Origin of the sequence: Agrobacterium tumefaciens, from assembly GCF_009649785.1 — a bacterium.
GTDB classification, from domain to species: domain Bacteria; phylum Pseudomonadota; class Alphaproteobacteria; order Rhizobiales; family Rhizobiaceae; genus Agrobacterium; species Agrobacterium tumefaciens.
Window position 1 is genome coordinate 218,683 of record NZ_WJOK01000002.1, and the last position, 19,288, is coordinate 237,970.

Annotated in this window: 17 protein-coding genes; all 17 read left to right on the forward strand. The window is 59.5% G+C overall.

What is annotated here, in order from left to right:
• Nucleotides 1-199 precede the first annotated feature (199 nt).
• The 17 genes from sppA (at nt 200) to GH784_RS03080 (ending at nt 19,223) form a co-directional block, all read left to right on the forward strand.
• Nucleotides 200-1,153, forward strand: a complete 954-nt coding sequence (sppA, locus tag GH784_RS03000; protein ID WP_038489656.1) for a signal peptide peptidase SppA — start codon at nt 200-202, stop codon at nt 1,151-1,153.
• 2 nt (nt 1,154-1,155) lie between these two features.
• On the forward strand, nt 1,156-1,482 hold the full coding sequence (locus GH784_RS03005; protein ID WP_219256707.1) for an integration host factor subunit beta: 327 nt from the start codon (nt 1,156-1,158) through the stop codon (nt 1,480-1,482).
• A 64-nt stretch (nt 1,483-1,546) separates the two neighbouring features.
• On the forward strand, nt 1,547-1,888 hold the full coding sequence (locus GH784_RS03010) for a LapA family protein (protein ID WP_003514766.1): 342 nt from the start codon (nt 1,547-1,549) through the stop codon (nt 1,886-1,888).
• 93 nt (nt 1,889-1,981) lie between these two features.
• A complete protein-coding gene (locus tag GH784_RS03015; RefSeq protein ID WP_038489658.1) occupies nt 1,982-3,115 on the forward strand; it encodes a class I SAM-dependent methyltransferase in 1,134 nt (377 codons plus the stop codon).
• Complete coding sequence (locus GH784_RS03020; protein WP_065703730.1) at nt 3,112-3,972, forward strand: TrmH family RNA methyltransferase; 861 nt, start codon at nt 3,112-3,114, stop codon at nt 3,970-3,972. The genes GH784_RS03015 and GH784_RS03020 overlap by 4 nt, the downstream gene beginning before the upstream one ends.
• Complete coding sequence (lspA, locus tag GH784_RS03025; protein WP_003514769.1) at nt 3,972-4,460, forward strand: signal peptidase II; 489 nt, start codon at nt 3,972-3,974, stop codon at nt 4,458-4,460. The genes GH784_RS03020 and lspA overlap by 1 nt, the downstream gene beginning before the upstream one ends.
• Before the next feature lie 55 nt (nt 4,461-4,515).
• Entirely contained in the window at nt 4,516-6,747 is a 2,232-nt protein-coding gene (locus GH784_RS03030; protein ID WP_065703732.1) for a hybrid sensor histidine kinase/response regulator, read from the forward strand.
• 95 nt (nt 6,748-6,842) lie between these two features.
• Complete coding sequence (olsB, locus tag GH784_RS03035) at nt 6,843-7,724, forward strand: l-ornithine N(alpha)-acyltransferase (RefSeq protein ID WP_003514771.1); 882 nt, start codon at nt 6,843-6,845, stop codon at nt 7,722-7,724.
• A 190-nt stretch (nt 7,725-7,914) separates the two neighbouring features.
• Nucleotides 7,915-10,566, forward strand: a complete 2,652-nt coding sequence (mutS, locus tag GH784_RS03040; RefSeq protein WP_083211593.1) for a DNA mismatch repair protein MutS — start codon at nt 7,915-7,917, stop codon at nt 10,564-10,566.
• 95 nt (nt 10,567-10,661) lie between these two features.
• On the forward strand, nt 10,662-13,490 hold the full coding sequence (locus GH784_RS03045; protein ID WP_003514778.1) for a [protein-PII] uridylyltransferase: 2,829 nt from the start codon (nt 10,662-10,664) through the stop codon (nt 13,488-13,490).
• Nucleotides 13,491-13,497: 7 nt separating this feature from the next.
• Nucleotides 13,498-15,087, forward strand: coding sequence for a murein biosynthesis integral membrane protein MurJ (gene murJ, locus GH784_RS03050; protein WP_065703736.1), 1,590 nt, complete (start codon nt 13,498-13,500; stop codon nt 15,085-15,087).
• Nucleotides 15,087-15,491: a VOC family protein gene (locus tag GH784_RS03055; RefSeq protein WP_019564425.1), complete on the forward strand. Its 405-nt coding sequence runs from the start codon at nt 15,087-15,089 to the stop codon at nt 15,489-15,491. Before murJ ends, GH784_RS03055 begins: the two co-directional genes overlap by 1 nt.
• 103 nt (nt 15,492-15,594) lie before the next feature.
• The gene (gene trpS / locus GH784_RS03060) at nt 15,595-16,659 is read left to right on the forward strand and encodes a tryptophan--tRNA ligase (protein ID WP_003514781.1); all 1,065 of its coding nucleotides are present in this window, start codon (nt 15,595-15,597) and stop codon (nt 16,657-16,659) included.
• 115 nt (nt 16,660-16,774) lie between these two features.
• Complete coding sequence (locus GH784_RS03065) at nt 16,775-17,266, forward strand: universal stress protein (protein ID WP_003514782.1); 492 nt, start codon at nt 16,775-16,777, stop codon at nt 17,264-17,266.
• A 169-nt stretch (nt 17,267-17,435) separates the two neighbouring features.
• Nucleotides 17,436-17,999 carry a NifU family protein gene (locus GH784_RS03070; RefSeq protein ID WP_003514783.1) on the forward strand — a complete coding sequence of 188 codons (564 nt, stop codon included), beginning with the start codon at nt 17,436-17,438 and terminating at the stop codon, nt 17,997-17,999.
• A gap of 21 nt (nt 18,000-18,020) precedes the next feature.
• Nucleotides 18,021-18,689 (forward strand): tRNA (adenosine(37)-N6)-threonylcarbamoyltransferase complex dimerization subunit type 1 TsaB, encoded by a 669-nt coding sequence (tsaB, locus tag GH784_RS03075; RefSeq protein WP_065703738.1) that lies wholly within the window; start codon nt 18,021-18,023, stop codon nt 18,687-18,689.
• A 39-nt stretch (nt 18,690-18,728) separates the two neighbouring features.
• Nucleotides 18,729-19,223, forward strand: a complete 495-nt coding sequence (locus GH784_RS03080) for a GNAT family N-acetyltransferase (RefSeq protein ID WP_003514785.1) — start codon at nt 18,729-18,731, stop codon at nt 19,221-19,223.
• The last annotated feature ends 65 nt before the right edge of the window (nt 19,224-19,288 follow it).

Here is a 19,288-nt window from a genome sequence, read left to right on the forward strand (position 1 = left end):
GCTTATATGTTTATCTTGATGTCTTTGGCATGAGTGCTGTGTCCTGCCAATATGGTTTTTGTCTGGAAAGGTGCAAGGGAAATGCGAATTTAATCGTAATTCTGGTTTCCTTATTGTTTCCTTGCGGCTTCGCGCTAGAAGAACCATATGGCCATGACACTTACATTACGCTTCAAATGCCGGAAGGCAGGGGTTTTCGATGGATAATATGGCGATAGCGGATCGCAGACGATTGCGCCGCAAGCTGACTTTCTGGCGGATTGCCGCTGTTTTTCTGTTTGTCGCCGGCATTTTCGGCCTCTACCGGTTTTTATGGGCCACCCCGCAGCAAAGCGAGAGACCCCATATTGCCCGTGTCCAGATCTCCGGGCTGATCCAGGACAATACCGAACTTCTGGAGCGGCTGGACAAGATTGCCAAGAGTGACAATGTCAAAGGGCTGATCGTTTCGATTTCATCGCCCGGTGGCACCACCTATGGCGGCGAGCGCATCTTCAAGGCCATTCGCGGCGTTGCGGAAAAGAAGCCGGTGGTCTCCGATGTCCGCACGCTTGCCGCCTCCGCTGGATATATGATCGCATCTGCAGGCGACGTCATCATCGCTGGCGAAACCTCGATCACCGGCTCTATCGGCGTGATCTTTCAATATCCCCAGATCGGCCAGCTGATGGATAAGCTCGGCGTCTCGCTGCAGGAAATAAAGTCCTCTCCGATGAAGGCGGAGCCTTCGCCGTTCCACGAGGCGCCCGAAGAGGCGAAGACGATGATCCGTTCCATGGTGATGGACAGCTACGGCTGGTTCGTCGATCTTGTGGCCGATCGCCGCAAATTGCCGCGCGAGGATGTGTTGAAACTGGCGGACGGATCGATTTTCACGGGCAGACAGGCGCTCGCCAACAAGCTGGTCGACACGCTTGGCGGCGAAAAGGAAATTCGCGGCTATTTCGAAACGCGCGGTGTTGCCAAGGATTTGCCGATCGTGGAATGGCGCGCACCGTCTTCCAGTTCGCCTTTTTCGCTTTTCAGTGTTGCGCAAATAGCGAAGCTTCTGGGATATGACGATTTAATCCCATTTGCGGGCTCCGGTCAGCTCGGTGCGGACAAGTTGTTTCTTGACGGTCTTGTTTCCGTTTGGCAGGTTGAGCCGCATTAAAAATCCAATTCTTTCAGGGGGCAACCGTGATCAAGTCTGAACTGGTGCAGATCGTTGCTGCGCGTAACCCGCACCTTTATCACCGTGACGTGGAAAATATCGTCAATGCGGTGCTGGATGAAATCACCGATGCCTTGGCAGCGGGAAATCGTGTCGAGCTTCGTGGTTTCGGCGCATTTTCGGTGAAGAACCGTCCTTCGCGATCCGGTCGGAACCCGCGCACGGGTGAATCGGTTTTCGTTGAGGAAAAATGGGTGCCTTTCTTCAAGACGGGCAAGGAACTGCGTGAGCGCCTGAACCCCGGTATGGGTGACGAAGAGGACGATTGATCGTTCTCACCGCCGCCCCGGAAACGGAGCCGAGGGAATGCACGCCGCGATGGAGTAATGTCGGATGTCGAAAAAAATCATCAACCTCATCATCCTGCTTCCGCTGGCGATTATCCTCGTCATCCTGTGCGTGGCCAATCGTCAGTCCGTGACGCTCGCGCTCAATCCGTTCCGGCCGGAGGATGGTGTACTTTCCTTCACCGCGCCGTTTTTCGTGTTCCTGTTTCTGGCCGTCATTTTCGGTGTGCTTCTGGGATCTTCCGCCACATGGTTTGCGCAGGGCAAGCATCGCAAGCGCGCCCGTATCGAGGCGAAGGAAGCCGTTCGCTGGCATGACGAGGCGAACCGGCACAAAGCGGCAACAGCCGCGCAGCTTCCGAATGCGGGCCAACTCCCGGCAAAGTGATGGTGCCGACATTCGTTGCGGCTCTAGTCGAGCGACGCTTGGAATGCTATTTGCTGGCGCGATAAGACGCGGGCAGAAGCGGAAAGATTTCCATTGAAGAAAAAAGACAGCCGGCCGGGCAATCGCGTGCGTGCCGGGAGCGAGAAAAAACAGGTTCATGCCGCAAAGCCGGCACGGCGAATGGATGCGGCACCGAAAAAGCGCGAGCCGGACGCGGTGCGCAGCGCGCCCAAATCTGCGCCGAGGGAAAAAATAGCCCCAGTACCGGCCGTTGAGCAGGTGCCTGCGCGGCCCCTCAAGCATCGCACCGGCGAACGTCCCGCAGAACAGGTTCCGGTTATTCTGGAATCGAGTGGCGCGGGTGATTTTCATCTCATCGACAGCGGCAATGGCCTGAAGCTTGAACAATACGGCGAATATCGCGTCGTCCGTCCCGAGGCGCAGGCTCTCTGGCAGCCGTCGGTTCCCGACCGCGTATGGCAGAATGCCGACGCCATTTTTACCGGCGACACGGATGAAGACGGCATGGGCCGTTGGCGTTTTCCAAAGGCAGCACTTGGCGAAACCTGGCCACTGTCGCTGCTCGGCGTCGAATTTCTCGGCCGTTTCACGGCCTTCCGGCATGTCGGCGTCTTCCCGGAGCAGATTGTCCACTGGGAATGGCTGAAAAATGCCGTTGAAACGGCTGACCGGCCGCTGAAAGTCCTGAACCTGTTTGGTTACACCGGCGTCGCTTCTTTGGTCGCCGCTGCTGCAGGCGCTGAAGTAACCCATGTCGACGCCTCCAAGAAAGCGATCGGCTGGGCAAAGGAGAACCAGGCGCTTGCCGGGCTCGAACAGGCGCCGATCCGCTGGATTTGCGAAGACGCGATGAAGTTCATCCAGCGCGAGGAGCGTCGCGGCAGCACCTACGACATCATTCTCACCGACCCGCCGAAATTCGGCCGCGGCACCCATGGTGAAATCTGGCAATTGTTCGACCATCTTCCGTTGATGCTCGATATCTGCCGGGAAATCCTGTCGCCCAAAGCGCTCGGTCTGGTGCTGACGGCCTATTCTATCAGGGCCAGCTTCTATTCGATGCATGAATTGATGCGCGAAATCATGCGCGGCGCCGGTGGCGTCGTTGCGTCCGGCGAGCTCGTCATTCGCGAGGCCGGGCTTGATGGCAAGACGCCGGGCCGGGTGCTTTCCACATCGCTGTTCAGCCGCTGGGAGCCGAAATGACGAACGACATGCGCGAAAACACGACGCGCCGGGTTGGCCAGGTCAAGGAAGTCACCAGCCTTGCCAATCCCATCATCAAGGATATCAAGGCGCTTACCCAGAAAAAGGGCAGGGAAGAGACCGGCACCTTCATGGCGGAAGGCCTGAAGCTGGTTATCGACGCGCTCGAACTGGGCTGGACCATCCGCACCCTGGTTTACGCCAAGGCGGCCAAGGGCAAGCCGCTGGTGGAGCAGGCGGCCGTAAAGACGGTCGCTTCGGGCGGTCTGGTGCTCGAAGTCAGCGAAAAAGTCATCGCCTCGATCACCCGACGCGACAATCCGCAAATGGTCGTTGGCATCTTTGACCAGAGATGGAAGCCATTGAAAGATATCCGTCCGGAAAAAGGCGAGACCTATATCGCGCTCGATCGGGTGCGTGATCCCGGCAATCTCGGCACCATCATCCGCACGGCGGATGCGGCGGGTGCCTCAGGTGTCATTCTGGTCGGCGATTGCACCGATCCGTTTTCGCTGGAAACGGTGCGTGCGACCATGGGTTCGGTCTTCGCTACGCCCGTTACCCGCGCCTCGGTTGAGGAATTCCTCTCATGGAAAAAATCAGCCAATGTCAGTGTCGTTGCCACCCATCTTGCCGGGTCGGTGGATTATCGAAAAATCGATTACGCCGGAAAGCCCGTCGTGCTTTTGATGGGTAACGAACAATCCGGCCTGCCGCCTGAACTGGCCGGCAGGGCCGACCAACTGGCGCGCATTCCCCAACAGGGCCGTGCCGATAGTCTCAATCTCGCCATCGCAACCGCTGTCATGCTTTTCGAGGCGCGGCGACATCTCCTCGAACTGGCACCGGTGAAGTAATGGCCAAAGCGGCGTTGTTTTCGAAATTTGGCCCGGCTTTCGCGCTTATCGTTGCTGCCCTTGTGCTGGACCAGGTCGTCAAGCAACTGGTCGAGACCTATCTGCCGTTGCAGGAGATGGTGCCGGTCATTCCGTTCCTGGCGCTTTACCGCACCTATAATCTCGGTGTGGCGTTTTCGATGCTGGCGGACATGCACGGCTGGTTCATCGTCAGCATGCGGCTCGTCATCGTGGTCTTCGTTCTGTGGCTCTGGCGCAAGACGGCGGCGGATCGGACTTTTGCCCATCTTGGCTTCGCCTTCATCATCGCTGGAGCGGCGGGCAATCTTCTCGACCGCTTTTTCTACGGTCACGTCATCGACTACATCCTGTTTCACACCGATACATGGTCGTTCGCGGTCTTCAATCTGGCCGACACTTTCATAACAATCGGTGCCGGTTGCGTCATTCTCGATGAGTTTCTGCACGCCCGGGCGGCTAAAAAGTAAAATTTTAGCGTTTGAGCCAAACATATCAAAACCGCTGCCGTGGTAGCGGTTGTGCATGAGCGAACTGGCAAGACTGCGGGAAAAAGTTTCAGATGGCCTCGCCGCCACCCCGGCGCAGCCGGCGGATCGCGTCGACACGACATCTCACCATGGCGGTGCGGGGCGCGGGATAGATGCCAGATCGATCACGCTATACGTTGCCGCGTCATTGTCGGTGGGTGCCTTCTCCGCGGCCTTGATCGCGCTTGCGGTGCCTTATGCGGTCACCGTCGCCTTGGCATCCTTCTTCGGTGCGGTGCTGGTCGGTCTCCTGTCCTACGCCATGTTCGGCAAATCCTTCCAGTATCCCGGCAAACTATCTGCAGATGATTTGGATGTACGGCTACGCCAAACTCAAAACCGATCGCTGATTGCCGAGATCCAGGAGGCCATGGGCGATATCATCGTCATCCGCAATATGGATCGGCGCATCGTCGAGGCGAATGCGGTTTTTCGTGAAGTGACGGGCTGCTCGGCACCCGAAGGGCTGAGCTGTGAGGAAATCGGCATCGCTTTCCGGCCAGGCGACAAGGCCCACGCTTATGATGTGGAAATCGCGACCCCGTTCGGTCAGCGCATTTTCTCCTGGCACGATGTCGTCACCCGCGATCTGGCAAGCAGTCGTCTTCTCATCAGCAGCATCGCGAGAGATGTCACCGAGGAGCGGCTGGCACTCGGCGAGCGGGAAAACGCCCGGTTACGCGCGGAAAAGGCCGATGCCGAAAAGGCAAGGCTGCTGGCAACTGTTAGCCACGAGATCCGTCTGCCGCTTTCCGGCATGCTCGGCATGAACCATCTTCTATCGCAGACGAAGCTCAATGAAGAGCAACGTAATTATCTCGACGGCATGAAGCAGTCCGGTCAGTCGCTGGTACAGTTGGTCGAGGACCTGCTGGATTATTCGACCATGGAGGCGGGCCGTTTCAAACTCAATCCGCGTGCGGAAAACCTGCGCCGGCTGATCGAGAGCATTGTCGAGATGCTGGCGCATCGCGCCCACGAAAAGGGCATCGAAATCACCTCCTTCGTCACGCCGGATGTGCCTGATTATCTGGATTTCGATCCGGCAAGGCTGCGTCAGGTTCTGTTCAACCTCCTCGGCAATGCCGTCAAATTCACGCAGGTGGGCGGGGTCGTCATCCGAGCGCGCATGGTTGAAGGCGAATTGCATATCACCGTCGAGGACACCGGCCCCGGCATGAGCCAAGCGGAACAAGCCCGTATCTTTGGCGAATTCGAACAGGCAGGCCCGATGTCGCAACAAAGTGGGGGAACAGGGCTTGGGCTCGCGATTTCCGCCCGCATCGTGCGGGAATTCGGCGGCAGCCTCACGGTCTTCAGCCGCAAGGGTGAGGGCAGCACCTTCAAGCTGGCATTCCGTCCGGGCAGTTCGTCCACCGGCACGCCGGACCCGGACCGGCACCATTGCCTGCAGCATACCAATGTCCTGCTGGTCGCGCCGAGGGGCGTGGCAGCAACGGTGACGATGGAGGCGATCGAGGCTTTCGGCGGTAAATGCGCTCTTATCCACGAACCGGAGGACTTGGAAAGGCTGCACGGTACAGCTGCCGATCTCACCGATATCATTGTCGACAGGCGTATTTCGCCTCTGTTCAGAGACGCGCTAAGGGATTGGCCGCAACAGAATGTCCGCCGCACGTTGCTGGTCAGTCCCGAAGAGCGGGCGTCGACCATGCATGCGTCCTTCGACGCCTGGTTGATCCGGCCGCTGCGCGAAAAGTCTCTTATTGACGTCCTCTGCGGCCGTCTGCGCGGCATAGAACGGCGCGATGCCATCAACGACAACTATCCGGATGTGGGGTTTTCGTCACGGGTGACGGAAGGGGTAAGCGGTATCGATATCCTCGTGGCCGAGGACGACGCCGTCAATGCGCGCATCATCCGGGCCGTTCTGGAAAAAAGCGGTTACATCGTGCGCGGTGTCGACGATTTTCAGGCCCTGCAGGAAGCCGTGGCGCCGGGCACAACCCGCCTGCCGCACCTCATCATATCCGATCTCAATATGCCGGGCGGCGAGGGGCTTGAGGTGCTGCCGGAGCTTCTCGGCACGCTGAAGGGCGGAAGAAATATTCCGCTCATCGTGCTCAGCGGCGATGCGAGCGTTGAAACCGCCGAAATCCTGCTGAATGCCGGTGCGGCCAAGGTTTTGACCAAGCCTGCCGACCCGAGACGACTGGTGGAGGAAATCCGCCGCTTGCTGGAGGCGAAACGCCTGTTGCCATCATGACTTGAGAGACTCGCAATGGCTGCATTTTGTCACTATTCTGTCGTCAATTAGTGATTTATGACAGGAAAAATCTTTTGGTGGCGGAGCGATTCCCCATGGTTGCCGAAATCTACAGTCACGACATTTGTGAAAACAAAGTTGTTATTCATCCTCGTCCAGACACCGCTCAGGACAATGAGGGGCTTTTCGGCCGTATCGGCTCGCTGGAAACACGGCTCGCAAGAAACGAGCGAGAGATCGACGCGGCGCAGTCCGTGCGTTACCGGGTTTTCGTTGATGAAATGAAGGCGCGCCTTCCCGCAGACGCCATGCGCCGCAAGCGCGACATCGACGCCTGGGACAGTGTCTGCGACCATCTGCTCGTGCTCGACAAGGCGATTGAAGGCGACAGCGAGGACCAGATCGTCGGTACCTACCGTCTGTTACGTCAGGAAACTGCACTCGCGAATAACGGTTTTTATTCCGCAAGCGAATTCGACATCGCCGGGCTGGTAGCGCGCCATCCGGGCAAGCGCTTCATGGAGCTTGGCCGCTCCTGCGTGCTGCCGGAATATCGCACCAAGCGCACGGTTGAGCTTTTGTGGCAGGGCAACTGGGCCTATGCCGTGAAACACCGCATGGATGCCATGATCGGTTGCGCTTCGTTCCCCGGCGTGCAGCCGGAAGCCCACGCGCTTGCTCTGTCCTTCCTGCATCACAATTGCGTTGCAAAGGGCGAGTGGGCGGCTTCCGCTCTTCCCGAGCTTTATCACGAGATGGACCTGGTACCGGCTGAGGCGCTGAACGCCCGCAAGGCGCTGAACGCCATGCCGCCGCTGATCAAGGGCTATATGCGTCTCGGCGCCATGTTCGGCTCCGGCGCCGTGGTGGACCATGCCTTCAACACGACAGATGTTCTCGTGGTCCTGCCGGTTTCCTCTATCGCCGGCCGCTACATCAGCTATTACGGCGGCGAGACCGAGCGCATCAACGGCTGACCGGTTTTAACTCGGATCTAGCGGGATGTTCCTGTGGGCAGCGGTGCCGTGTGTGTTGTCTTGGTGCGGCCATTGCCGCTAGTGTCGGCGCTCCCTTTCCGCAACACGATATGACATCGGCAAGCCATTGACGGACGTTTTGACCACCGCTTCCCTGATCTCGGAAGAGAGCCGCGCCACGGCCACTCCCATGATGGAGCAATATATCGAGATCAAGGCGAACAACCCCGGTTCGCTGCTGTTTTACCGCATGGGCGATTTTTACGAATTGTTCTTTGACGATGCGGTGGAAGCCTCGCGGTCGCTCGGCATCACGCTGACGAAACGCGGCCAGCATATGGGGCAGGATATTCCCATGTGCGGCGTTCCCGTTCACGCCGCCGATGATTATCTCCAGAAGCTCATCCTGCGCGGTTATCGCGTCGCCGTCTGCGAGCAGGTGGAGGACCCGGCCGAGGCGAAGAAGCGCGGATCGAAATCCGTGGTAAAACGCGATGTGGTGCGGCTTGTCACGCCCGGCACGCTCACCGAAGAAAAGCTGCTGTCGCCGACGGAATCCAACTATCTTATGGCGCTCGCTCGTATTCGCGGCAGTGCGGAGGCACAGTTTGCGCTTGCCTGGATTGATATTTCCACCGGCGTCTTCCGCTTGGCGGAAACCACGCTGACGCGGCTCCTCGCTGATATCTGGCGCATCGATCCACGTGAGCTGATCGTTGCCGACAGTCTGTTCCATGACGAAGAGCTGCGACCGGTTTTCGATATGCTTGGCCGTGTCGCCGTGCCGCAGCCGGCCATTCTGTTCGACAGCGCTACGGCGGAAGGGCGGATCGCGCGTTACTTCAACGTCTCGACCCTCGATGGTTTCGGCACATTTTCGCGCGTGGAGATGGCCGCTGCCGCTGCCGCGGTTGCCTATGTTGAAAAGACCCAGATTGCCGAGCGCCCGCCGCTTGGTGCGCCGGAACGCGAAAGCGCTGCCTCCACGCTGTTCATCGATCCCGCGACCCGCGCCAATCTGGAGTTGGTGAAGACGCTCTCGGGCGAAAGGGACGGATCGCTCCTGCATGCCCTCAACCGCACGGTCACGGGCGGCGGTGCGCGGCTTCTGGCCGAGCGGCTGATGTCTCCCTTGACCGATCCGGAAAGGGTTAATGCCCGTCTCGATGCGGTCGCCTATCTCATTGATGACGTCTCCCTTTGCGATGGCCTGCGCGATGCCTTGAAACAGGTTGCCGATATGCCGCGCGCGCTCTCCCGTCTTGCGCTGGAGCGCGGTGGCCCGCGCGATCTCGGGGCGATCAGGCAGGGCCTGGCGTCGGCCGAGAGAATTGCCGCCATTCTCGATCAGGGACTATTGCCGGAGGAGCTTGCTGCTGCACTTGCGGATCTGAAGGCTTTGCCGGGCGGGCTGGAAGCCATGCTCGGATCGATGCTGGCCGACGATCTGCCACTTCTGAAACGCGACGGTGGTTTCCTGCGCGAAGGCGCCAATCCCGAACTCGACCAGGTGCGCGCATTGCGTGACCAGTCGCGCCGGGTGATCGCCGGGCTGCAGCTGCAATATGCCGAGGAAACCGGCATCAAGTCGCTCAAGATCAAGCATAACAACGTGCTTGGTTATTTCATCGAGGTAACGGCGGGCAACGCCGATGTCATGATGGCGACGGATGAGGCGAAGGCGCGCTTCATCCACCGCCAGACCATGGCCGGCGCCATGCGCTTCACCACCACCGAGCTTGCCGATCTCGAAAGCCGCATCGCCAATGCCGCGGCAGAAGCCCTGACCATGGAGCTGGAAGCCTTCGAGCGCATGGTCGAGGCCGTGGTGCAGCAGGCGGAGGCGATCAAGGCGGGTGCGCTGGCGCTTGCGGTGATCGATGTCGCCTCAAGCCTTGCTTATCTCGCTACCGAACAGGCCTATTGCCGCCCGATCGTTGATGCCTCCATGACCTTCGCGATCAAAGGCGGGCGCCATCCGGTGGTTGAACAGGCCCTGCGGCGTCAGTCGGCTGGGCCATTCATCGCCAATAATTGCGATCTGTCGGCTGCTGAGGGCGGCAAAAATGGTGCGATCTGGCTGCTGACCGGCCCTAATATGGGCGGTAAGTCGACTTTCCTGCGTCAGAATGCGCTTATCGCCATCCTCGCGCAGATCGGCTCCTTCGTTCCGGCAGAAGCCGCCCATATCGGCATCGTAGACCGGCTGTTTTCCCGCGTCGGCGCGTCCGACGATCTGGCGCGTGGCCGCTCGACCTTCATGGTGGAAATGGTGGAAACGGCCGCCATCCTCAATCAGGCGACGGATCGCTCGCTGGTCATTCTGGATGAGATCGGCCGTGGCACGGCAACCTTCGACGGCCTTTCGATCGCTTGGGCGGCGGTCGAGCATCTGCACGAGGTCAATCGTTGCCGTGGCCTCTTCGCCACGCATTTCCACGAACTGACGGTGCTGTCGGAAAAACTTGGTCGCCTTTCCAATGCCACGATGCGGGTGAAGGAATGGGAGGGTGATGTCATCTTCCTGCACGAGGTCGGACCGGGTGCTGCGGATCGTTCCTACGGTATTCAGGTGGCAAGGCTCGCCGGACTTCCGGCATCGGTGGTGGAGCGCGCCCGTGAGGTGCTGACGAAGCTCGAAGATGCCGATCGAAAGAACCCGGCCAGTCAGCTGATCGACGATCTTCCGCTGTTCCAGATCGCGGTTCGCCGTGAGGAAACCCGCAAGGCTGGACCATCGAAGGTGGAAGAAGCTTTGAAGGGGTTCAACCCGGACGAAATGACGCCGCGTGAGGCATTGGACGCGCTCTATGCGTTAAAGAAAGAACTTGGCAAGGCTTAAGAGGATAGACTGCCTGTCCATCGCCTTTGAAACTCGCTATAGGACAATCCCATCGCAAGCGGTGGCTTTCCCACAGGACATGGATAACGGCATAAATGGCCATCAAGGACCTGGATTTTTCCGAAATTCTCGATGTTTCGGCGCTGAAGCGCGAATGCGACATCATCTTCAAGAACGACGGCAAGCGCATCGCCGATGTCAGGTCAGACCTGCTGCCGATCTTTCGCAAGGCCAGCACGGAAGGCCGGGAAAAGGCTCGCGAACTGCTGAAATCCGACGGCAGCGGCATCGATTGCGCCCGACGTATCTCCTGGCTCCAGGACCGGCTGATCGAAATCCTCTATGATCTCGCCTGCCAATATGTCTATCCGAAAGACGCGCCGCAGATCGCCGTTGCAGCGGTGGGGGGTTACGGTCGCGGCACGCTGGCGCCGGGATCGGATATCGACCTTCTGTTCCTGCTGCCAGCCAAGAACACGCCGGATATGCACAAGGCCGTGGAGTTCGTGCTTTATCTGCTCTGGGATCTCGGCTTCAAGGTCGGCCACGCCACGCGCACGGTGGATGAGTGCGTTCGCCTTTCGAAATCCGATATGACCATCCGCACCGCCATTCTGGAAGTGCGGGCAATCTGCGGCAAAAAATCCCTGACCGATGATCTCGAAAAACGTTTCGAGTCGGAAGTTGTCACCGGCACCGGGCCGGAATTCATCGCCGCCAAGCTGGCCGAGCGTGACCAGCGTCACCGCAAGGCGGGCGATACGCGCTATCTGGTGGAGCCGAACGTCAAGGAAGGCAAGGGCGGCCTGCGCGACCTGCACACGCTGTTCTGGATCGCCAAATATTATTACCATGTCCGCGATACAGCCGATCTCGTCAAGCTTGGCGTCCTGTCTAAGCGCGAACTCAGGCTGTTCGAAAAGGCCGATGATTTTCTCTGGGCCGTCCGTTGCCAGATGCATTTCATCACCAACAAGGCGGAAGAGCGCCTTTCCTTCGACATTCAGCGCGAGATCGCCGATGCGCTGGGCTACCAGCCACGCCCCGGGCTTTCCGCCGTCGAACGTTTCATGAAGCATTACTTCCTGGTGGCGAAGGATGTGGGTGACCTGACCCGCATCGTCTGCGCCGCACTGGAGGACAGGCAGGCAAAGGACGTGCCGGGCCTGTCGGGTGTTCTCAGCCGCTTTGCCCACCGCGTCCGCAAAATTCCCGGTTCTGTTGAATTCGTTGAGGATCGCGGACGCATCGCGCTGGCCAAGCCGGACGTGTTCAAAAACGATCCGGTCAATCTGATCCGGCTCTTTCACATCGCCGATATCAACAATCTCGAACTTCACCCGGATGCGCTGCGTGTCGTTACCCGGTCGCTGTCGCTGATCAATGACGGGCTTCGCGAGAACGAGGAGGCGAACCGGCTGTTTCTGGCGATCCTCACCTCGAGGCGTGATCCGGCGCTCACCTTGCGGCGCATGAACGAGGCTGGCGTCCTCGGCAAGTTCATTCCCGAATTCGGCAAGATCGTCGCGATGATGCAGTTCAACATGTATCATCACTATACGGTGGACGAGCATCTGATCCGCTCTGTCGGCGTACTGTCGGAGGTGGATAAGGGAACGGCTGTGGATGCCCATCCGCTTGCCAACCAGCTGATGCCGGGTGTCGAGGAGCGTGAGGCACTTTATGTGGCCGTTCTGCTGCACGATGTGGCCAAGGGCCGGCAGGAGGATCACTCGATTGCCGGCGCGCGGGTGGCCCGCAAGCTTTGCCAGCGTTTCCGGCTGACCGGCAAGCAGACTGAAATGGTGGTCTGGCTGATCGAGCAGCATCTTCTGATGTCCATGGTCGCCCAGACGCGCGACCTGCACGACCGCAAGACCATCACCGATTTCGCCGACAAGGTACAATCCATGGAGCGGCTGAAGATGCTGCTTATCCTGACGGTCTGCGATATCCGCGCGGTCGGTCCGGGTGTCTGGAACGGCTGGAAGGGTCAGTTGCTCCGCTCGCTTTATTACGAGACCGAGCTGCTTCTCTCCGGTGGCTTTTCGGAAGTCTCCCGCAAGGAAAGGGCGCATATTGCCCGTCAGGCGCTTTACGACGCGCTGGAAGACTGGGGCCAGAAGGCACGGCGCAAATACACCAAGCTGCACTATGAGCCCTATCTGCTGACGGTGGCGCTGGAAGATCAGGTGCGTCACACCCGCTTCATCCGCGAGGCCGACAAGCAGGAAAAAGCGCTGTCGACCATGGTGCGCACACATTCCTTCCACGCCATCACCGAAATCACCGTGCTGGCGCCCGACCATCCGCGCCTGCTGTCGATCATTACCGGCGCCTGTGCTGCGGCCGGCGCCAACATTGCCGACGCGCAAATCTTCACCACATCCGATGGGCGGGCGCTCGATACGATCCTGATCAACCGCGAATTTCCGATCGACGAAGACGAGACGCGGCGCGGCAACAATGTCGGCAAGCTGATCGAAGAGGTTCTGTCCGGTCGTCAGCGCCTGCCGGAAATGATTGCCACCCGCACCAAGAGCCGGAGGAAGAAAAGCGCCTTCACCATTCCGCCCTCCGTTATCATTTCCAACGGGCTCTCGAACAAGTTCACCGTTATCGAGGTCGAGTGCCTCGACCGGCCGGGGCTTCTGGCGGATATGACGGCTGTCATTGCCGATCTGTCGCTGGATATTCATTCCGCACGCATCACCACCTTCGGCGAGAAGGTCATCGACACATTCTACGTGACGGATCTCTTCGGCCAGAAGGTCACTAATGACAACCGGCAGGCCAGCATTGCCACGCGCCTGAAGGCCGTGATGAGCGAGCAGGAAGACGAATTGCGCGATCGCATGCCAAACGGCATCATCGCCCATCCCGATGTGGCGGCGCTGCCGGCCACGCGCACGGCAAAGGCTTGAAATTCCCATGAGCTTGATCGGAAAGTTCGCCACGGTCGGCACGGCCACGCTCGGAAGCCGTATCTTCGGTTTCCTCCGCGAAACGCTGATGGCCGCAGCCGTCGGTACCGGCCCGGTCGCCGATGCCTTCAATGCTGCCTTCCGGTTCCCGAACACCTTCCGGCGCCTTTTTGCCGAAGGCGCGTTCAACTCGGCCTTCGTACCGCTTTTTGCCAAGGAGATCGAGGCGAACGGCATGGAGGGCGCAAGGCGCTTTTCCGAAGAAGTTTTCGGCGTTCTGTTCACCGTGCTTCTGGCTTTGACGATCCTGATGGAACTGTCGATGCCGTTCATCGTGCGCACCGTTATTGCGCCGGGCTTTCTGGAAGACCCGGTGAAATTCGACAACACCGTCCGTCTCGCAACCATCATGTTTCCCTATCTCGCCTGCATGTCGCTGGCGGCGATGATGGGCGGCATGCTGAATTCGCTGCACCGTTATTTCGCTGCCGCGATTGCACCGGTCTTCCTGAACATCATTCTGATTGGTGTTCTGATGCTGGCCTGGTGGAAGCATTACGACCCGCTTCAGGTGGGTTATGCCCTGTCCTGGGGTGTCATGGCGGCGGGTGTGGTGCAGCTTGGCATCGTCTGGATCGCCGTGCGCAATGCCGGCATGCGGATCGGTTTCCGCAGACCCCGGCTGACGAAGAATGTCCAGCGCCTGCTGGTCCTTGCTTTGCCGGCCGCGATCACCGGCGGCATCACCCAGATCAATCTCCTGATCAACACCAATATCGCGTCTGCCGGTGAGGGTGTGATCTCCTCGCTCGCCTATGCCGACCGGATTTACCAGCTGCCGCTCGGTGTCGTCGGCATCGCCGTTGCCACCGTGCTTTTGCCGGAGCTGGCGCGGGCTTTGCGTGGCGGACATATGGTCGAGGCGGGAAGCCTGCAAAACCGCTCGGTCGAATTCGTGCTGTTTTTGACATTGCCCGCCGCCGCTGCCCTTCTCGTCATGGCGGAACCCATCGTGCGCTTTCTGTACGAGCGCGGCAATTTCGCGCCTTCGGCCACCGTCACCGTCGCGCAGATCCTCGGTATTTATGGCCTCGGCCTGCCGGCTTTCGTGCTGATAAAGGCGTTCATTCCCGGCTTCTTTGCCCGCGAGGACACCCGCACACCGATGATCTTCGCGGCGATTTCCGTTGTTGTGAACGTCTCTCTGGCGCTGACGTTGTTTCCGCGTCTCGGAGGTCCGGGCATCGCCATTGCCGAGATCACCGCCGGCTGGGTCAATGCCGCCCTGCTGTTCGGCATGCTGTTGTGGCGGGGTCACTGGCATGTGGACATTCCGCTCCTCACCCGCATTCCGCGCTTGCTGCTGTCCGCCGCCCTTATGGCGGGCTTCGTTCACTATGCACTGACCTATCTCAGCTTCGAGCTGTCCTCCGCCTCCTCCATTTTCGTCCGGGCCGGAACCATCATGGGCCTCGTGCTTTCCGCCATGCTCGTTTATTTCGTGCTGGCTTTCGTTTCGGGTGGTGCCGATCTCGGCATGGTCAAGAGAGCCATCAAAAAGCGCCGCAACAAGAATGCCCAGACGGAGACAAGCTGATGTCCTTCGCAGAAAACCGTCGCATCGCCCTCATCACACTCGTGGTGGACGATTATGACCGGGCAAAGACGTTTTATTGCGAGGTTCTGGGGTTTGACTGCCTTTCCGACCAACCTCTTGATGACGGCAAACGCTGGCTGGTGGTGAAGCCTCAAGGGACCGATGGCTGTGCCCTCTTGCTTGCCGAGGCGGATGGCGAAGCGCAGCGTCTTGCCATCGGCAACCAGACCGGCGGCCGTGTCGGGTTTTTCCTGCATACCGACGATTTCGGTCGTGACTACGAGACGATGCTTGCGCGCGGCGTGCGCTTTCTGGAAGAACCGCGCCATGAGGTTTATGGCTCTGTCGCGGTCTTTGCGGACCCTTATGGAAATCACTGGGATCTTCTTCAGCCGCGCGGCTGACGCGCCCTGAAACCGCTTGATTGCGAGGGGCTGTAGGTGCATAAGCGCGCGTGCAATTCCAACCACGGGGCGGGGCCCTCCACAAGCCTTTTCGAGGACGACAATGAACGCATTCAAGCCGCTGGTTTTCTCGGGCGTCCAGCCGACCGGCAATCTGCATCTCGGCAATTATCTCGGGGCCATCCGCAAATTCGTGGCGTTGCAGGAAGATAACGACTGCATCTATTGCGTCGTCGACATGCACGCCATCACCGCCCAGCTCGTTCATTCGGACCTGAAGGCGCAGACCCGCTCGATCGCTGCCGCCTTCATTGCCGCAGGCATTGATCCGGTGAAGCATATCGTCTTCAACCAGTCGGCTGTGCCGCAGCACGCCGAACTCGCCTGGATCTTCAATTGCGTGGCGCGCATCGGCTGGATGGAGCGCATGACGCAGTTCAAGGACAAGTCCGGCAAGAATGCCGAGCAGGTGTCGCTTGGGCTGCTTGCCTATCCGAGCCTGATGGCTGCGGACATTCTCGTCTACCGCGCGACCCACGTTCCTGTCGGCGACGACCAGAAGCAGCATCTGGAACTGGCCCGCGACATCGCCCAGAAATTCAACATCGATTTCGGCGACCATATCCGCAACGCCGGTCTCGGGCTTGACATCACCGTGGGCAATGAGCCGGTGCATGCCTATTTCCCGATGGTGGAGCCGCTGATCGGCGGTCCGGCACCGCGGGTGATGTCGTTGAAGGACGGCACCAAGAAGATGTCGAAGTCCGATCCGTCGGATCTGTCGCGCATCAACCTCATGGACGATGTCGACGCCATTTCGAGAAAGATCAAGAAGGCGAAGACGGACCCGGATGCACTGCCGAGCGAAGTGGAAGGCCTGAAGGGCCGCCCGGAGGCCGAAAACCTAGTTGGTATCTATGCAGCACTGTCTGACAAGACGAAAGCGGAAGTTCTTTTAGAATTCGGCGGACAGCAGTTCTCGGCCTTCAAGCCGGCTCTCGTCGAGCTTGCCGTCAATGTGCTGGCTCCGGTCAACAACGAGATGCGCCGCCTTCTCGACGATCCCACCCACATCGATGCCATCCTCAAACAGGGTGGTGAGCGCGCGCGCGCGATCGCCGAAAACACGATGAACGAGGTGCGCGACATCATCGGGTTCCTGCGCTGACCACGTATCGCCTTGCGGATCACGGCGGGCGGTTTGCGCCTGCCGTGATTTGATATAATCTCCGCCCGAACCGTCGGGCGGTTTTTCGGATCGCGGCGGACACAGGGAGTGCGGAATGGTTTCAAAACGGCTGTCGCGTCTGGAAGGGCATCGTCGCAAATTTCTCGCTGTTATCGATGACACACCGGAATGCGAAAGGGCCGTGCATTATGCCGGTCGTCGCGCCAAGAACTCCAATGGCGGACTGGTTCTGCTTTACATGATACCGGAAGGCGATTTCCAGCAGTGGCTGGGCGTCGAGCAGATCATGCGGGCCGAGGCGCGCGAGGAGGCGGAAGCAACGCTTGCAAAGATCGCCCAGAAGGTCCGTGAGACCATCGGCATCGAGCCGGAAGCGGTTATCCGTGAAGGCGGTGCAACCGAACAGATCCACGGGCTCATCGAGGAAGATCGCGATATTGCCATTCTGGTTTTGGCGGCAGGATCGACGAAGGAAGGGCCGGGACCGCTCGTCTCCTCCATCTCAGGACGCGGTGCGGCCTTCCCCATACCCGTCACCGTGCTGCCAGATACGCTGACGGATGAGGAAATCGACGCCCTTTGCTGACCTTCGTTCGACCGCGAAAGGCAGGAACGGATTCGGGCAAGAATTTGGGGCTGACGATTTCTTGAATGTAATTATCATGTCAGGGCTTGAAGTAAGGCTTCGCCAGGCGTATTTTTTGGAAGAATTCTAAATTGCGGGGCGTGAACGGCGACCTCGAAGGAGACAGATAATGTTCATTCAGACGGAAGCCACGCCGAACCCCGCGACCCTCAAGTTCCTGCCGGGCAAGGTGGTGCTGGAAAGCGGCACGGCTGAGTTTCTCAACCCCGCGCAGGCGCAGGCCTCGCCGCTGGCAGAGCGCCTCTTCACCATTCCGGGTGTCACCGGCGTTTATTTCGGCTTCGATTTCATCACCGTCACCAAGGATGACGCCGAATGGCAGCATCTGAAGCCCGCCATTCTTGGTTCGATCATGGAGCATTTCATGTCTGGCCGCCCCATCATGGGCACTGCCATTGCGGCTGAAGTGTCGGATGAGGAAGGCGAGTTCTTTGAAGCGGGTGACGAAACCATCGTCGCCACCATCAAGGAACTGCTTGATACCCGCGTCCGCCCCGCCGTGGCGCAGGATGGTGGCGATATCACTTTCCGTGGTTTCCGCGACGGCACAGTGTTCCTGAACATGAAGGGCGCCTGCTCCGGTTGCCCGTCCTCCACCGCCACGCTGAAGCACGGCGTCCAGAACCTGCTTCGTCATTTCGTGCCGGAAGTGCGCGAAGTCGAAGCTGTATGACGTTGTAAGCCAGGCCGCGCCATGATTGTTCTCGCACTCGATACCTCAGGTGTGGACTGTTCCGCCTGCGTCTACGACAGCGCCTCCGACACGGTGCTTGGCGAGGTGTGCGAAACCATCGGAAAAGGTCATGCCGAGCGGCTGATGGCTGTGATTGATGGCGCTCTGCAGCAGGCACGCCTGCCGCTTCAGAAAGTCGGGCGCATCGCGGTAACGATCGGACCGGGTTCCTTTACCGGCATTCGCGTCGGCGTTGCCGCCGCGCGTGGTTTTGCCCTGTCGCTCGGCATAGAGGCAGTCGGCGTAACCACGCTTGAGACGATCGCCTTGCATCATCTGCTGGAAAATCCCGGCCGGCCAGTGGCTGTCGGGCTCGACGCCAAACGGGGCGAAGCCTACCTCCAGACATTTGCAGAGGATGGATCGCCGCTCCTCGAGGCCGCGCTTTTGTCTCTGGAGGATGCCAAAACGGCTCTCTCCGGTTTCGATGGCGCCATTATCGGTTCCGCCGCACCCCTTTTTCAGGGTTTCGACGCGGGGTCAGGGCCCGATCACTTTCCGATTTCCACTGTCGCGCGGGCGGGTGGACGCAAGCCGAAAGGCATGCCGAAACCCGCACCGCTTTACCTTCGCGGCCCGGATGCCCGGCCGCAGACGGGTTTTGCGCTGGCACGCCAGAGCGTTGCCTGATAGGTGGCACCCGTAAATGCGTGCGGATGATTCCTTGTTATGTTTGACGAATATCTAAGCTGGAAGCCCTATTTCGAGATCGTGCCGATGCAGCATGAGGATTGCGCCGGAGTGGCGGAATTGCATGCGCTGCGCTTTCCGCGCCCCTGGAATGACGGGGAGTTTTCCGGGCTGTTGACGCAAGGCTCGGTTTTCGGTGCCGTCGCGCGGCAGACGAACGCATTTTTCAGTAAACCGCTCGGTGGTTTCGTGCTTGCGCGCGAAGTGGCCGGCGAGGCGGAAATCCTGACCGTTGCGGTAGCCGACAAGTTCGCGCGCACCGGCCTCGGCTGGCGCCTGATGCAATCGGCCGTCCGTGAGGCGATGATGCGCGGTGCTGAAACGATGTTCCTGGAAGTGGACAGCAACAATGCCTCCGCCCTGGGACTTTATAAAAAGCTCGGCTTCAAAACGGTCGCTGAGCGCAAGGCCTATTACACAGCCAAGGATGGCGCGAAGTCGACGGCGCTTGTCATGCGCCGCGATCTTCGCTAGTTCCCTGCGACAGGCATTTTTCGGCGACAGCCCCGAAATTCAACCGGAATACTCAAAAGGCCAGA

What these genes read in the sequence shown, in the direction of transcription:
- sppA (WP_038489656.1), top strand. Translation starts at nt 200, where the DNA reads ATGGATAATATGGCGATAGCGGATCGCAGACGATTGCGCCGCAAGCTG.
- GH784_RS03010 (WP_003514766.1), top strand. Translation starts at nt 1,547, where the DNA reads ATGTCGAAAAAAATCATCAACCTCATCATCCTGCTTCCGCTGGCGATT.
- GH784_RS03020 (WP_065703730.1), top strand. Translation starts at nt 3,112, where the DNA reads ATGACGAACGACATGCGCGAAAACACGACGCGCCGGGTTGGCCAGGTC.
- lspA (WP_003514769.1), top strand. Translation starts at nt 3,972, where the DNA reads ATGGCCAAAGCGGCGTTGTTTTCGAAATTTGGCCCGGCTTTCGCGCTT.
- GH784_RS03030 (WP_065703732.1), top strand. Translation starts at nt 4,516, where the DNA reads ATGAGCGAACTGGCAAGACTGCGGGAAAAAGTTTCAGATGGCCTCGCC.
- olsB (WP_003514771.1), top strand. Translation starts at nt 6,843, where the DNA reads ATGGTTGCCGAAATCTACAGTCACGACATTTGTGAAAACAAAGTTGTT.
- mutS (WP_083211593.1), top strand. Translation starts at nt 7,915, where the DNA reads ATGATGGAGCAATATATCGAGATCAAGGCGAACAACCCCGGTTCGCTG.
- GH784_RS03045 (WP_003514778.1), top strand. Translation starts at nt 10,662, where the DNA reads ATGGCCATCAAGGACCTGGATTTTTCCGAAATTCTCGATGTTTCGGCG.
- murJ (WP_065703736.1), top strand. Translation starts at nt 13,498, where the DNA reads ATGAGCTTGATCGGAAAGTTCGCCACGGTCGGCACGGCCACGCTCGGA.
- GH784_RS03055 (WP_019564425.1), top strand. Translation starts at nt 15,087, where the DNA reads ATGTCCTTCGCAGAAAACCGTCGCATCGCCCTCATCACACTCGTGGTG.
- trpS (WP_003514781.1), top strand. Translation starts at nt 15,595, where the DNA reads ATGAACGCATTCAAGCCGCTGGTTTTCTCGGGCGTCCAGCCGACCGGC.
- GH784_RS03065 (WP_003514782.1), top strand. Translation starts at nt 16,775, where the DNA reads ATGGTTTCAAAACGGCTGTCGCGTCTGGAAGGGCATCGTCGCAAATTT.
- GH784_RS03070 (WP_003514783.1), top strand. Translation starts at nt 17,436, where the DNA reads ATGTTCATTCAGACGGAAGCCACGCCGAACCCCGCGACCCTCAAGTTC.
- tsaB (WP_065703738.1), top strand. Translation starts at nt 18,021, where the DNA reads ATGATTGTTCTCGCACTCGATACCTCAGGTGTGGACTGTTCCGCCTGC.
- GH784_RS03080 (WP_003514785.1), top strand. Translation starts at nt 18,729, where the DNA reads ATGTTTGACGAATATCTAAGCTGGAAGCCCTATTTCGAGATCGTGCCG.